At 42.3% G+C, this 13880-nt stretch carries 12 protein-coding genes; 10 read left to right on the forward strand and 2 right to left on the reverse strand.

The genetic code is table 11. The features are described from left to right. Nucleotides 1–6 precede the first annotated feature (6 nt). From EDC63_RS00585 to galU, 3 genes are read left to right on the forward strand one after another with little or no spacing between them, the layout of a single operon-like run. Nucleotides 7–1209, forward strand: a complete 1203-nt coding sequence (locus tag EDC63_RS00585; protein WP_124947875.1) for a cell division protein ZipA — start codon at nucleotides 7–9, stop codon at nucleotides 1207–1209. After that, nucleotides 1210–3228 carry an NAD-dependent DNA ligase LigA gene (gene ligA, locus EDC63_RS00590; RefSeq protein ID WP_124947874.1) on the forward strand — a complete coding sequence of 673 codons (2019 nt, stop codon included), beginning with the start codon at nucleotides 1210–1212 and terminating at the stop codon, nucleotides 3226–3228. Nucleotides 3229–3259: 31 nt separating this feature from the next. Further along, nucleotides 3260–4147, forward strand: coding sequence for a UTP--glucose-1-phosphate uridylyltransferase GalU (gene galU, locus EDC63_RS00595; RefSeq protein ID WP_124947873.1), 888 nt, complete (start codon nucleotides 3260–3262; stop codon nucleotides 4145–4147). Between the two features lie 13 nt (nucleotides 4148–4160). Here galU and EDC63_RS00600 read toward each other — a convergent pair whose 3' ends face one another. Then, on the reverse strand, nucleotides 4161–4838 hold the full coding sequence (locus EDC63_RS00600) for an IS1595 family transposase (RefSeq protein WP_124947872.1): 678 nt from the start codon (nucleotides 4836–4838) through the stop codon (nucleotides 4161–4163). Nucleotides 4839–5097: 259 nt separating this feature from the next. Here EDC63_RS00600 and EDC63_RS00605 point away from each other — a divergent pair, with 259 nt between their 5' ends. From EDC63_RS00605 to def, 4 genes are all read left to right on the forward strand, one after another. Beyond that, complete coding sequence (locus EDC63_RS00605) at nucleotides 5098–5466, forward strand: DsrE/DsrF/DrsH-like family protein (protein WP_124947871.1); 369 nt, start codon at nucleotides 5098–5100, stop codon at nucleotides 5464–5466. Nucleotides 5467–5635: 169 nt separating this feature from the next. Continuing rightward, a complete protein-coding gene (locus EDC63_RS00610; protein WP_124947870.1) occupies nucleotides 5636–6181 on the forward strand; it encodes a hypoxanthine-guanine phosphoribosyltransferase in 546 nt (181 codons plus the stop codon). 9 nt (nucleotides 6182–6190) lie between these two features. Continuing rightward, nucleotides 6191–6940, forward strand: a complete 750-nt coding sequence (locus tag EDC63_RS00615; RefSeq protein ID WP_124947869.1) for an S-methyl-5'-thioinosine phosphorylase — start codon at nucleotides 6191–6193, stop codon at nucleotides 6938–6940. Further along, on the forward strand, nucleotides 6930–7463 hold the full coding sequence (def, locus tag EDC63_RS00620; RefSeq protein WP_124947868.1) for a peptide deformylase: 534 nt from the start codon (nucleotides 6930–6932) through the stop codon (nucleotides 7461–7463). The genes EDC63_RS00615 and def overlap by 11 nt, the downstream gene beginning before the upstream one ends. Nucleotides 7464–7829: 366 nt before the next feature. Here the strand turns inward: def and EDC63_RS00625 are convergent, their stop codons facing one another. After that, entirely contained in the window at nucleotides 7830–10664 is a 2835-nt protein-coding gene (locus EDC63_RS00625; RefSeq protein ID WP_124947867.1) for a tetratricopeptide repeat protein, read from the reverse strand. Nucleotides 10665–11064: 400 nt separating this feature from the next. Here EDC63_RS00625 and EDC63_RS00630 point away from each other — a divergent pair, with 400 nt between their 5' ends. The 3 genes from EDC63_RS00630 to EDC63_RS00640 are packed head-to-tail and all read left to right on the forward strand — an operon-like array spanning nucleotide 11065 to nucleotide 13877. Next, a complete protein-coding gene (locus EDC63_RS00630) occupies nucleotides 11065–12171 on the forward strand; it encodes a DegT/DnrJ/EryC1/StrS family aminotransferase (protein ID WP_124947866.1) in 1107 nt (368 codons plus the stop codon). Between the two features lie 2 nt (nucleotides 12172–12173). Next, on the forward strand, nucleotides 12174–12911 hold the full coding sequence (locus tag EDC63_RS00635) for a WbqC family protein (RefSeq protein ID WP_223248450.1): 738 nt from the start codon (nucleotides 12174–12176) through the stop codon (nucleotides 12909–12911). A 3-nt stretch (nucleotides 12912–12914) separates the two neighbouring features. Next, nucleotides 12915–13877 carry a glycoside hydrolase family protein gene (locus tag EDC63_RS00640; protein WP_124947865.1) on the forward strand — a complete coding sequence of 321 codons (963 nt, stop codon included), beginning with the start codon at nucleotides 12915–12917 and terminating at the stop codon, nucleotides 13875–13877. Nucleotides 13878–13880: the final 3 nt, after the last annotated feature.

Raw genomic sequence — 13880 nt, forward strand, 5'->3', positions numbered from 1 at the left:
AACGTGATGAGTGATCTTCAAATTAGTTTACTTGGAATAGGCGCTATTGTTATCGCCGGAGTATTTGTCTTCAACCGGTTTCAGGAAAGAAAGTTTCGTCGGATAGCCGATGCACATTTCAAATCAAAACATGATGATGTGTTGCTTGATAGCACAGCTAATCCAGAAAAGAGCAGTTTGCATATTGATGAAATTGTTCCAAAAGAAGAATGGCGTATCGAGCCAAAATTTGAACCGGAAGAACCAACATTCAAACAACCCCATACTGAACCAAAATGGTCGCAGGAGCCGATTGTAGAGGTAAAGCATGAAGAAGAACCAATTATTCAAGTAACTGAAGAGCCCAAGTTTAAACCCCAACATCAGCAGCATAATGAACCTGCCAAAGCACAGCAAGTGGATGACAGCATTGCGTATGTTGCAACTTTACAGGCCGGGGAAACAATCATTACTGAAGATATTGCCTTGTTATTACAACAGTTTGCTGCACTTGGCAAACCTGTTCACTGGTCCGGGCAACATATGCAAACGGGCGCATGGGAAGAAATAAGCCCTGCCCATCCAGGTGAATATGAAAAAATCAGGGTAAGCCTGCAGTTGGCTGATCGCAAAGGGCATTTATCTGAAGTGCAGTTAGATATGTTTTGCGATGGCATTCAAAATATTGCAGCTGATTTGCAAGCTTTAATGGATTGCCCTGAGAAACAGCCAGCATTGCAACGCGCAATAGAACTGGATGATTTTTGTGCTGAAGTGGATGTCCTTATAGGGTTGAACGTGCTTAGCCATAATGGTGAAACCTTGCCCGCAACTAAAATTCGCGCTCAAGCAGAAGCGGCAGGCATGAAATTGCAGGCGGATGGTACCTTCCATTTACTGAATGATGATGGAGTCTCACTTTATTCTTTGTCAAATCATGATGAAATTCCGTTCTCAGCAGATAATATCAAACACATGGTTACCCATGGTGTGACATTCCTGTTTGACGTGCCGCGCGCACCGGGCGGGATACACACATTTAACAGTATGGTTACGCTTGCAAAACAGGTTGCACATACGTTAAACGGTGATTTGGTAGACGATAACCGGAATAAACTGGATGAAAAGAGCATTGCTACTATTAGACAGCAGCTTTCAAACATCTATACAAAAATGGATGCCCGTCATATTAGTGCAGGCAGCCAGCGCGCCTTAAATTTATTTTCTTAAATGCGGTTTACACCACAAATCGTCGAACGCGTTCGACATCTGCGTGAAGAAATTGAGCGGCACAATTATCAATATTATGTGCTGGATGCGCCTGTTATTCCTGATGTTGAGTTTGATAAACTGTTTCGGGAATTGCAGGAGCTGGAAGCAAATTTTCCTGAACTGGCTAGTTCGGACTCTCCCACGCAACGAATAGGGGGAGCACCTTTAAAAGAATTCTCGCAAGTCACCCACCGTACTCCCATGCTTTCTCTCAACAATGCATTTGCAGAGGAAGAGGTAATCGCATTTGATCACCGGGTTCGCGAAGGTCTGGGAATCGATAATGTCGAATATGCCGTTGAACCTAAATTTGATGGCCTGGCTATTACATTATCTTATGAAAATGGCCAGCTGGTAAAAGGTGCAACCCGTGGCGATGGTAATACGGGTGAAGATGTTACAGCTAATTTACGAACCATTAACTCAATTCCCCTGAGGTTGCATGCAAATCCTCCTCCAGCATTGCTGGAAGTTCGGGGTGAAGTGCTCATGCTGAAAGCCGATTTTGCCAAACTTAATCAGATGCAGATAGCAAAAGGGGAAAAAGAGTTTGCTAATCCCCGTAACGCGGCGGCAGGTTCTTTACGACAACTGGACCCTCGCATATCAGCAACGCGAAAACTGACTTTCTTCTCTTATGGATTGGGTGTAACGGAAGGCATCACTTTGCCTGAAACACATAGTGCGGCGATGGACTATCTGGAATCCCTGCATTTACCTGTGTGCGCAGAGCGCAGTGTGGTTCGCGGATCTCATGGTTTGATGGGGTATTATCAAACAATAGGCAGTAAGCGTGCCAATTTACCCTACGATATAGATGGCGTAGTTTACAAAGTAAATGATTTGAATCAGCAGGATAAATTAGGATTTGTTTCCCGTGCCCCTCGCTTTGCCATCGCGCACAAGTTCCCTGCTCAGGAAGCGTTGACTGAAGTGCTGGATATTGATGTGCAAGTTGGCAGAACCGGGACAATTACTCCTGTGGCGCGCCTCAAGCCTGTATTTGTCGGCGGTGTAACTGTGACTAATGCTACATTACATAATGAAGATGAAGTTCGTCGCAAGGATGTGCGAATCGGTGATACCGTAGTGGTGCGACGTGCAGGTGACGTGATTCCTGAAGTGGTGAGTGTGGTTTTGGATAAACGCCCATCTGCAGTGCGGGAATTTGAAATGCCTGAACTTTGTCCTGTGTGTGGTTCGCATGTGATTCGTTTGCCAGATGAGGCGGCTGCCCGGTGTACCGGAGGTTTATATTGTCCGGCACAACGCAAGCAAGCAATTCTGCATTTTGCCAGTCGTCGCGCGCTTGACATTGAAGGACTGGGAGAAAAGCTGGTTGATCAGCTGGTGGATACGCATGTCATCAAAACGCCATCAGATTTGTTTAAACTCGGCATGCTATCTTTGGCCAATCTTGAACGCATGGCTGAAAAATCTGCCAGTAATATATTACAGGCAATTGAACACAGCAAAAACACCACGCTAGCGCGTTTTATATACGCACTGGGAATTCGTAATGTGGGGGAAACAACGGCTAAAGATCTGGCGCGACATTTCGGCAGTCTGGATAAGCTGATGGAAGCGGATGAAGCCATGTTGCAGCAGATGCCAGATGTCGGACCCGTAGTTGCGCAAAGTATTGTTCAGTTTTTCAGAGAAACGCATAACAGGGAAGTTGTCGAGCAAATGCGTGCCGCAGGTGTAAAATGGGAGGAAGGGCAGGGTTGGGTAGCGCCACCAGAGAACGCTATAAGCGGTAAATCATTCGTGCTGACTGGTACGTTGCCAAATCTCTCGCGGGAAGGTGCAAAGGAAAAGATTGAAGCCGCTGGTGGAAAAGTTGTCGGCAGTGTATCAAAGAAAACGGACTATGTTGTTGTGGGGTCAGATCCTGGCAGCAAATACGTAAAAGCGCAAGAATTAGGTATACCTATACTGGATGAAGAGTCGCTTATAAAATTGTTAAGCGAATAATATAAATATTAAAGGGAATGAGGGGTTATTGATGTTACAAGTGACTAAGGCTGTTTTTCCAGTGGCGGGTATGGGAACCCGTTTTTTGCCAGCTACTAAGGCCAGCCCGAAAGAGATGTTGCCCATCGTAGACAAGCCTTTGATTCAATATGCAGTTGAAGAAGCAGTGGCTGCAGGCATTACTGATCTTATTTTTATCACGGGTCGCACCAAGCGTTCCATTGAAGATCATTTCGACAAAGCATATGAAATGGAAACAGAACTGGAAGCGCGTGGTAAAACACGCATGCTTGAAATGGTCAGGGATATTATCCCAAGCCATGTTTCCTGTATATTTATCCGTCAGGTAGAGGCACTTGGTTTAGGTCATGCCGTGTTGTGCGCAAAACCTGTTATTGGAGATGAACCTTTCGCTGTTATGCTGGCAGATGATTTGATAGATGGTGAGCCACCTGTGTTGAAGCAAATGGTTGATCTTTTTACCTATTATCAAAGCTCTGTTATCGGGGTGCAAAATGTTGCACGTGAGGAAACTTCTCAATATGGCATTGTTGCTGCCCAGCCTATCTCTGAAAAAATTCACAAAATCACCAACATTGTGGAAAAACCAAAACCTGAAGATGCTCCTTCTACATTAGGTGTAGTAGGACGGTATATTTTGACTCCTCGCATCTTTGATCATCTGAAAAAGGTGCAAAAAGGGGCTGGTAATGAAATTCAATTGACCGATGCCATAGCTGCGTTGTTACAAGAACAACAAGTAATGGCCTATGAATTTACCGGAACTCGATATGACTGTGGTAGTAAGCTTGGTTATCTTAAAGCAACTGTTGAATTTGCCATGAAACACTCTGAAGTAAGCGAAGAGTTTACTGACTACCTCGGCACTGTCTGCGCTAAGTTGGCATTAAATAAATAAGGGTCTTAGGAAGTTAAAGCGGGTTTAACCTCAATAATTTGAGTAGTCCAAGGTAAAGATTATCACGACGATGATTAAAGCGATATTCAGTTTCTTTCAAATGCAAATAGAACGTATGTTTAGGTACGCCATTAAACTTGGCCAGCCTGCGTTTTGCATAACTCCAGAAAGACTCAATGCCGTTTATATGCCTTTCACCATTCGCGAATTCATTCTCGCCATGATTCACTCGAAAGTGTTTATCGAATCCAATATCAACCAGGCCGTCATAACCGCGCCAGCCATCCGAATGAATAACAGTAGCGGGTTCTACATGGCCTCTGATAATGCCTTGCAGCCTAGCTTTAGAGCAATCTGGCACAATCTCGGCATACACTTTACCTTGCCGTTTCAACAGTCCAAATACAATTGTTTTACCATAAGCACCACGCCCTCGTTTGCCTCTGACGCGACGTGCCCCAAAATAAGATTCATCAACTTCAACAGCGTCTTTAAGGGGAGTTGCCACTTCGCAAGCTTCAGCCATACGAAGACGAATCTTCAGGTAAATACTATTCACAGATCGCACCGAAATGCCGATCAATTCAGCCGTACTCGAAGCCGTAAAATCGAGAGCAAAACATCTTACAAGCTGACTGAATTTAGCCTCGCTGATTCGAGAACGGCAATAATATCTATTTTTATTAATCATCTTAGTAAGTTAGCGCACTTTAAAACGCGCTTAACTTCCTAAGACCCATAAATAATTATCAGTTTGTGCCAACAAATTGTTATTGTTCAACTATAATTAATTTTCGCCGTTTATTAACTATCAATTGTATCGCATTGTTTTAACTATAGTTTTAAAATGGGAATATTTTGATGAGAAATATTCCCATTTAGGTTATAATACTGCAATTGCTTTTTTAGATTAGAAGCATATTCTTAAATTCTTGTGTTGGAGAGTGAACATGGCAGATAAATTGATGATTATTATGGTTAACACCGATCCATCCAACGGTTCTGAACTAGGCGCCCCCTTTTTTCAAGCAACTGTTGCCGCTGCAATGGACTTTGAAGTAGAGGTTATTCTTACCGGTCGTTCTGGTGAGTTGGCTATAAAAGGTGTAGCTGATAAGCTGTTTGTAAAAGAAGGATCACCAAAGAGTGTTTACGAATTCATGAAAGATGCACATGAAGCTGGTGTAAAATTCAAGGTTTGTACTCCAACACTGGAGCTATGGGGTGAAGATCTGATCCCTGAAATTGAAGAAACCATTGGTGGTGCTTATGTCATTGAGCAAGCTATGGATGAAGATGTTGTTACACTGACTTACTAAAAGCATTTACAGGTTACGTTCTTCTAAATAGAAAAAACCATAAAAAGAGCAAAGGCGGAACATTAGTTCGCCTTTGCTCTTTTTTTTGCCTTGAAGTACACAGTTAGCTTGCCAAACATATACCTATCTCGGCACAATACCCATATTACCAAATATCAATCCGAAAGCCATGCTCGACGCAAACAAAGCACTTGATGTCCTTAACAATGCAGAGCTTATCGCTTCAAGTGAGAAAGTATCAGAAACTCTCGCGCAAATAGCCAGCGAAATAACAGTCGCGTTATCCGACAAGCACCCCTTGGTCTTAAGTGTGATGGGTGGAGCAGTGGTATTTACAGGACAATTGTTGCCAAAACTTAGTTTTCCCCTGGATTTCGATTATATTCATGTCACTCGATATGGCAATAATACTCAGGGTGGATTACTGGACTGGAAAGTTATGCCACGCGAAAATGTGGCAGGACGCGTAGTGCTGGTATTGGACGATATACTGGACGAAGGTCATACGTTAGCTGCGATACGAGAGAAAGTGCTGTCACTGGGAGCCAGCGCTTTTTATAGTGCAGTATTTACAGATAAACAAATTGGCAAACAAAAACCGATTCAAGCAGACTTTGTTGGTATGCAATTACCCAATAAATATGTATTTGGATTCGGGATGGATGTTCAGGGAGCTTGGCGTAATCTGCCGGCTATCTACGCCATGAAAGAATAAGGAAAAACAATGTTAGCAATTATCGGCGGTACAGGGTTAACCAAATTGGCCAATCTTGAAATTACGCATCGGCAAGTGATACGTACTCCCTATGGGGAACCTTCAGGCGCGCTTACATTCGGCAATATTTGTGGTCATAGCGTCATTTTTTTGGCACGCCATGGTTATGGGCACACAATTCCACCTCACGAAGTGAATTACCGGGCGAATATCTGGGCACTCCACTCTCAAAAGGTAAAAAATGTGATATCTGTAGCCGCTGTGGGGGGTATACATGCTGATTTGGTTCCAGGCGTCATTGTAGTGCCAGATCAAATAATTGATTACACCTATGGTCGCAAAAATACGTATTTTGAAGGAAATGGGAAGCCTGTCACCCATATGGATTTTACAGAACCCTATTGTGATTACATGCGCAGTAGATGCAAAGATGGAATATTGGCAGCAGGCGAGAAATTTGTTGATGGCGGTGTGTATGCTTCTGTTCAAGGTCCCAGGTTGGAAACCAAGGCTGAAATAGATCGCTTGGAGCGCGATGGAGCCACTATGGTGGGTATGACTGGCATGCCAGAGGCTGCTTTAGCGAAAGAAATTGGATTGAGCTACGCAACGATAGGTGTTGTCGCCAACTATGCCGCTGGTCGGGGTTCTAGCGCTCATCGCATCAGCTATGAAGAAATTGACACTGTTTTAAAGGCATCAATGGGCCGCGTCAGGAACATCCTTGAACACCTTGTGGATCTGGATAATGGCGATTAAGCCTGTCTTGAGAATGGGTGACCCCCGCTTGCTGGAGATTTCTAGTCGCGTCGAACTATTTAATACGCCTGAATTGCATGAGTTGATACAGGATATGCATGACACCATGGAATCGCTTGATGGTGCCGGATTAGCCGCTCCGCAAATTGGCGTCAGTTTGCAAGTAGTGATTTTTGGTGTTGGTCACAATCCCCGGTACCCTGATGCAGAGCAAGTCCCATACACCGTTCTCATTAATCCTGAGCTTTCTACTATCAATGAAGAGATGGAGGAGGGCTGGGAAGGGTGTTTGTCAGTACCGGGAATGCGTGGCAAGGTGCCGCGTTATAAGCAATTGCGTTATAAAGGTTTTGATCCTAAAGGCGAAAAGATAGACAGAGTGGTTGAAGGGTTTCATGCACGGGTAGTGCAACACGAGGTGGATCATTTGAATGGTATTCTTTATCCGATGCGAATAGAAGATATGCGGTTTTTTGGTTTTACTGAAGTGCTTTTTCCTGGACAGGAACTTGTTGATGAGTGAAAACTTAAAATTACTAAGCGGATTCCAAGCGTTTTAATGCCTTTTTGTGTATGATTTTTACCATACATCAAATGATTCTGCTGGCAGTCTGTCACTGCATCTGTGCCACATAACATGCAACGCTCGTTTCAAAACAGTTGCAATCAGTTCAGGTTGGCCTAGAGCAGATTGTTGAAAACGCTCCCTCAACTCAGCCAGAAGATCGGCGAGTGTTTCAAGTTCACAGGCCAAATTAACCCCCTTTTGTACAAAATTTTCCTCGTCATGTGCAATAAAACCTTCTAACCCCACTTAGTTAATAATAGTTGTCCCCACTATTCCTGGCAATTGAATATAAGAAACACCTTTTGCTCTGTGCCGGTAAGTTTAGACAGAGTGTTTATCACTCATTACAGAATTAAAAAAGTCAATCAAGTCATCGACTGGTTGCAGATTTTCATAAAGGACAGAATTGTTTTTTAGTATATTTTTGCTGATCTTATCTCGTAATTGTTGATCGCTTGCGATTTGCACTGCTTTTTTAGCATAATTCTCGGTGTCTTTCGTGACACAATCAGACAAGTCAAGCATCTCACAATAATATGCTCCAACCCTGCCACGCATAAACTCTCCTACTTTCGTTACAAGCGGTGTCCCAGTTATAGAAGTCATGGCGGCCGTCGAACCTATACCAAAATGGAATGGGTCCAAAATTACATCGGCAGCAGAAATGGCACTCATAAAATCTATAGGATTGCTTAACCAAGGAAGGAAGATAATTCTTACCCTAAGATGTTCGGGGATGGTATTCTGGAATCGTTTAATAACATCGTGCTTCCAGTATGGTCTCAAATCATCTTCAAACAGTATAATTACACCATTTTCATCGAGTTGCAGAATTCTGGTTATTGCTTCATCAAAATCAGGGTGAAGTTTTTGTAATTTCATCGGGCACATATAAATATGCTGATCATTTGGTAAATCTAATTCCAAGCGAGTTTTAAGTATTGCTGGTAATGATGGTCGTGAAAAGTAAACTATTGGAGATGGAAAACGAACCAATTTTTCACTGTAATGTTCTTCTGCGTTATTTGGTTCCATACGGTCAGTAGACAGAAAATAGTCGATATTTGCAATGCCCGTCGTTACTGGATGACCTGTTAAAACACATTGCACTCTCGCCAAACGGGAAAAAGCCATGAAATAGCTGAGTGGTTCCATGCCTATATCTAGATATACCATTATGTCGAGCTCCAAATCGGCAATAATTTTCCGAGCCCCAGGTAAATTATAAGGAATACGGACACGATTTCCTGCAAAATTCGCGTAAATGTTATCATCGATAGAACTGTTCGAAATCAAGGTTACTTCTAATTGCGGTTTCAAAGATAATGATTCAATTATTTTGCTAAAACAGAGTGATACGGAATGGCTATATAAAAATTTGGAAAAAAAACCAACTCTAATTTTTTTCGATGCAACTAATTTAGATTTTGAGCAATGAGGGGCAATAAATAGTAGTGAAGGGCTGACTTTCTCATAGTATTTAGCTATCTTGACTTGTAAATCCCGGTCATTTAAGCCGTGATAGGCTAAATAGAAATTAGTTTCTCCGATGATTTTTAAAGGTTCATTAATCGGTACATTTTCCTCTATTAGTTTATCAAGGTTTTGTTCAAACTTAGCTCTGCTTCTGAATAATTCTGGTTTTGTTCCCATAATTGACGGAAGTAATAATGCTTTCCTTATACGAGCACCATATAATCCCTTTTGGTGTGCCATTTGATAGCATATCTCGGCTTTCTGCAGTTCTCCCTGGCTCTTCAGGGTGTTACCCAAGTTGTAATGCGCATCAGCTAGTTCTGGGTTAATGTCTAGGGCCCGTTGGTAGCAACTCTGCGCTTCATCCAACCGCTCCAAGTTAAAAAGAGTTGCACCTAAATTGCAATTTGCCTCAGCGTAATCGGGCTTGATTTCTAGCGCACGTCTGTAACTGGCTTCAGCTTCATTTAGCCGGCCCAATTCATGAAGAATGACACCTAAATTGCTGTGCGCTTCAGCATAAACGGGTTTGATTCTGAGAGCTACAATGCAGCTGGTTTCGGCCTCGTCTAACCTGCCTAATTCGTGAAGAATGACTGCCAGATTACTATGTGCTTCAGCAAAATCAGGCTTGATATTTAGCGCTCGACGGTAGCTTGCTTCGGCTTCATCCAGTCGGCCTTGTGCTTTGAGGGCATTACCAAGATTATTATATGCTTCAGCATATTCTGGATTGATTTCTAGCGCTTTACGGCAGCACATTTCGGCTTCGTCAAATCTATTCAACTCATGCAATGTAAAGGATAGGGTAATGTGTGCTGCGACTAATTCTGGGTTTATCTCAAGTGCCCTTCGGCAGCTTGCTTCGGCCTCGTCAAGTCGGTTCAGCTCATGAAGTGTGATACCAAGGTTGCTATGCGCATCTGCGTCATAGGGCAAAAGCATTGCTGCTTTTTGCATTGGTGCTAGTGCATTTGTATTTTGTCCCAACAGATTAAATGCTGCACCTAAGGCTTTCCAGCCAAATCCATGCAAAGGGTAGCGTACGGTCATTGCTTGAGCAACACTTGCTGCTTTTGTAAAATGTCCCTCCGTGAATAGAGATACTAGTGAATTTACATCTTGAGGAGCAGGTGCCTTTTTATTGTGAGTGGCAGATTTTTTGGTTGATTTACCTGATTTTAAAGGTTTATTTTTAATTTTGTTTGAGGCTGATAAAGACGTGGGCTGAGGTTCCTTATAGGCATGCTTATATTCAATTGTTGATGGCGTTATGGTAGTTGCACTATCACTTAATTTAATAGCTAATGCATTTATTTCCCCCCCCCCTATTCCCTGTTGTCGCGCAAGTGCCAGTACTTCACGTGCAGCGTCTAACTGGCCAGTTTTAATCAGGGCGTCGATATAACTTAACCAATATGGTCCATGGGTTGGGTTTGCTTCCAATGCTGCCATAAAGTGCGGCAATACTGCATCAGGTTTTTTCATCTGCATCGCTAAAACACCCATATTGTGGTGTGCTTCAGAGTGATTAGGTTGTACTAGCAAAATTTTTGAATAAAGCTGCTCGGCAGCTTGCAGTTGCCCTGCTTGGTGGAGAGCAACGGCCTGCTGGAGAGTCCTGTCGATGGTCGTTGTTATATGCTGAGTTGACTCGGCAGTATTGGAGTGTGGTTTCATCTTTTTATATTACGTGAGCTAATCAAGAAAAATCAAACTTATGGTAAGGCATATTTGGTGTGCATGGCAAAGGGTGATGATGTGCATGCTCTAAAGCATGTCTGGGAAAACCATCGAATTTTACTTCGATAGCCATATACGCAAAAAACAAGTGGCTGGCCTGAATTATCATTTGTTAATAAAAACTTGACTGCAATCATCGCTTGACGATAAAACACATGATGAGTTTAACTTGAATAAATGGGTTGAATAACCGGCAATGGTAATGTAGAAGTAATTCTGAAGGTTGCCAATGGTATTGATTAATCTGTTCCCCTTGTTTATAAATATTTTTGGTTATTATTCAAAATTTGATGTGATGGTGATTGTATGAACAACACATTTTAATAGAAAGGAATGCATGAAAAAGCCAATCTATGTTACTCAACCCTATCTTCCTCCATTGGAGGAGTTCATGCCCTTTCTTGAACAGATTTGGGAAAGCAAAATCCTGACTAATGGCGGTCCATTCCATTTTCAGTTGGAAAAAGCACTATGTGAATATCTTGGTGTAGATCATATCGCCTTATTTACAAATGGAACAATTGCATTGGTTACTGCTTTGCAAGCATTGCGTATTACTGGGGAGGTGATTACCACACCGTATTCTTTTGTTGCTACTTCACATTCACTATTATGGAACGGTATCAAACCAGTATTTGTTGATATTGATCCCTGCACACTGAACCTGGATCCGACAAAGATAGAAGCCGCCATCACGCCACAAACTACAGCTATCATGCCAGTTCATTGCTATGGACATCCTTGTGATGTGGAATCAATTCAGAAAATAGCAGACAACTACAACCTTAAGGTAATTTATGATGCCGCTCATGCTTTTGGTGTAAAAAATGCTCAGGGCAGCATACTCCAGTATGGTGATTTGTCCGTGCTAAGTTTTCATGCTACTAAAGTTTTTAATACTTTTGAGGGTGGCGCTATCGTATGTCCTGATCTTAAAACCAAGGTGCGTATTGATCAGTTTAAAAATTTCGGTCATGTCGGCGAAGTTACTGTTGTAGCTCCCGGCATCAATGGAAAAATGAGTGAATTTAACGCGGCACTAGGATTGTTGCAGCTAAAGCATTTAGAAAATGCACTTGTGAGCCGCAAAAAAATTGATGAGGCTTATCGAGAGAAGCTTAAAGATGTGAAAGGCATTCACTGTTTGACTGGTACGGGTGAAAGCGTCGCCAATTATGCTTATTTCCCGATTCTTGTGAAAGCTGACTATCCACTTAGTCGAGATGAACTTTACCTGACACTCAAGGAAAATGACATTCATCCACGCCGATATTTTTACCCCTTGATATCTGAATTCCCAATGTATCGAGGTTTGCCTTCTGCAAATAGAGAGAACCTTTCTGTGGCAACAGCATCATCGTTAGAAGTTCTCTGCCTACCGATTTACCCTGGTCTGGATATGGATATTATTGACGAAATATCAAATTTAATTGCTGCTAAATAATCGTGATTAGTAAAATCATAGAACGTTTGAAGGGAGATAAAGTGAAGTTGGCCATAATGCAACCATATTTCTTTCCATACATCGGCTATTTTCAGCTAATTGCGGCAGTTGATTTATTTATTGTTTACAACAATATTCAATATACCAAGAAAGGATGGGTTAATCGTAACCGATTGTTGCAGAATGGTAAAGATGTGATTTTTTCTCTTCCATTGAAAAATGATTCTCATTGTTTGGATGTGCGCGAACGGGAGTTGGCGGGAGGATTTAATCGGGAAAGATTGCTAAATCAATTGAAGGGGGCGTATCAATGTGCACCATATTTTGCTGAGACCTTTCCGCTTCTTGAGCAGATTATTCAGTACGATGATGTTAATTTATTTCATTTTCTACACCACTCCATCTTAAAAACTTGTGAATACTTGTGCATTACAACTGAAATTGTGGTTTCTTCTGATATTGCTATTGACCATAGTCTGAAAAATCAAGAAAAAGTGCTGGCCATGTGTGCCGAGGTTGGTGCGAGTACATATGTGAATGCTATCGGCGGCAAGGAGATGTATTCAAGGGAAGCATTTTCGAAGAAAGGTGTTGATTTGAAATTTATACAATCAAAATCGATAGAGTATGAGCAGTTTGGGGAAGCATTTATACCTTGGCTGTCGATTCTCGATGTGTTGATGTTTAATCCTCGCGATGTGATTCTCAACAGGATGTTGACTAATTACGAGTTGATTTGAAATATGTTCAAATGGAAAAAGTTAGGCAAAGTGTTCACGCCACAGGATGTTAAAGGTCGATGTTGGCTTAAGGAGTTCGCACAGGCTCCAGCTACCTTGGTGTTCGAAGATTTTGTGCGTGTTTACTTTTCCTGCCGCCCTCAGGTGGATTTGAATGGTCAATATGTAAGCTATTCTGCCTATGTCGATTTAGATCGTGCTGATTTGTTTAAGGTGCGGTATGTTGCGGAACATCCAATTCTTAACCTGGGTGGGTTGGGCGAGTTTGATGAGTTTGGCACCTATCCTGTATCAGTTGTTCGTAATGGCGACCAAGTTCGTGTTTATTACGCCGGTTGGACTAGGTGTGAATCTGTGCCTTTCAATGTGGCTATTGGTATGGCGGATAGCTTCGATGGAGGAAAAACTTTCACCAAGCTCGGTAATGGACCAATTTTGTCGTATTCTCCTGACGAGCCTTTTATTTTGAGCGGTCCAAAGATTCGGATCTTCGATAATACTTGGTACCTATGGTACATAGCTGGACGAAAATGGAAAATGGTGAGTTCGCGAGCTGAACCAGTGTATAAAATTCGCATGGCATCATCTAAAGACGGCATTCATTGGAATAAGATCAACAAAGACTTAATAGTGAGTCGTATTGAAGAAGATGAGGCGCAAGCCAGCCCGGATGTGATCTATGCCAACGGAAAGTACCACATGTTTTTCTGTTACCGTTACAGCAGTAATTATAGGGGAAATGAGAACGGTTATAGAATCGGATATGCTTCTAGCAACAATCTGATTGACTGGGTACGCGATGATTCGAAAGCTGGAATTGACGTATCTAAAAATGGTTGGGATGCCGAGATGATTAGCTATCCGCATGTATTTGAATTGGATGGGCTTATTTATTTAGCCTATCTGGGAAACCAGGTTGGCAAGTATGGATTTGGTCTGGCAGTGCTGGAAGGAATATTGGAGTAGGGA

It is taken from the genome of Sulfurirhabdus autotrophica, from assembly GCF_004346685.1.
Lineage (GTDB): Bacteria > Pseudomonadota > Gammaproteobacteria > Burkholderiales > SMCO01 > Sulfurirhabdus > Sulfurirhabdus autotrophica.

What these genes read in the sequence shown, in the direction of transcription:
- def (WP_124947868.1), top strand. Translation starts at nt 6,930, where the DNA reads ATGGCGATTAAGCCTGTCTTGAGAATGGGTGACCCCCGCTTGCTGGAG.
- galU (WP_124947873.1), top strand. Translation starts at nt 3,260, where the DNA reads ATGTTACAAGTGACTAAGGCTGTTTTTCCAGTGGCGGGTATGGGAACC.
- ligA (WP_124947874.1), top strand. Translation starts at nt 1,210, where the DNA reads ATGCGGTTTACACCACAAATCGTCGAACGCGTTCGACATCTGCGTGAA.
- EDC63_RS00640 (WP_124947865.1), top strand. Translation starts at nt 12,915, where the DNA reads ATGTTCAAATGGAAAAAGTTAGGCAAAGTGTTCACGCCACAGGATGTT.
- EDC63_RS00600 (WP_124947872.1), bottom strand. Translation starts at nt 4,838, where the DNA reads ATGATTAATAAAAATAGATATTATTGCCGTTCTCGAATCAGCGAGGCT.
- EDC63_RS00615 (WP_124947869.1), top strand. Translation starts at nt 6,191, where the DNA reads ATGTTAGCAATTATCGGCGGTACAGGGTTAACCAAATTGGCCAATCTT.
- EDC63_RS00625 (WP_124947867.1), bottom strand. Translation starts at nt 10,664, where the DNA reads ATGAAACCACACTCCAATACTGCCGAGTCAACTCAGCATATAACAACG.
- EDC63_RS00630 (WP_124947866.1), top strand. Translation starts at nt 11,065, where the DNA reads ATGAAAAAGCCAATCTATGTTACTCAACCCTATCTTCCTCCATTGGAG.
- EDC63_RS00585 (WP_124947875.1), top strand. Translation starts at nt 7, where the DNA reads ATGAGTGATCTTCAAATTAGTTTACTTGGAATAGGCGCTATTGTTATC.
- EDC63_RS00605 (WP_124947871.1), top strand. Translation starts at nt 5,098, where the DNA reads ATGGCAGATAAATTGATGATTATTATGGTTAACACCGATCCATCCAAC.
- EDC63_RS00610 (WP_124947870.1), top strand. Translation starts at nt 5,636, where the DNA reads ATGCTCGACGCAAACAAAGCACTTGATGTCCTTAACAATGCAGAGCTT.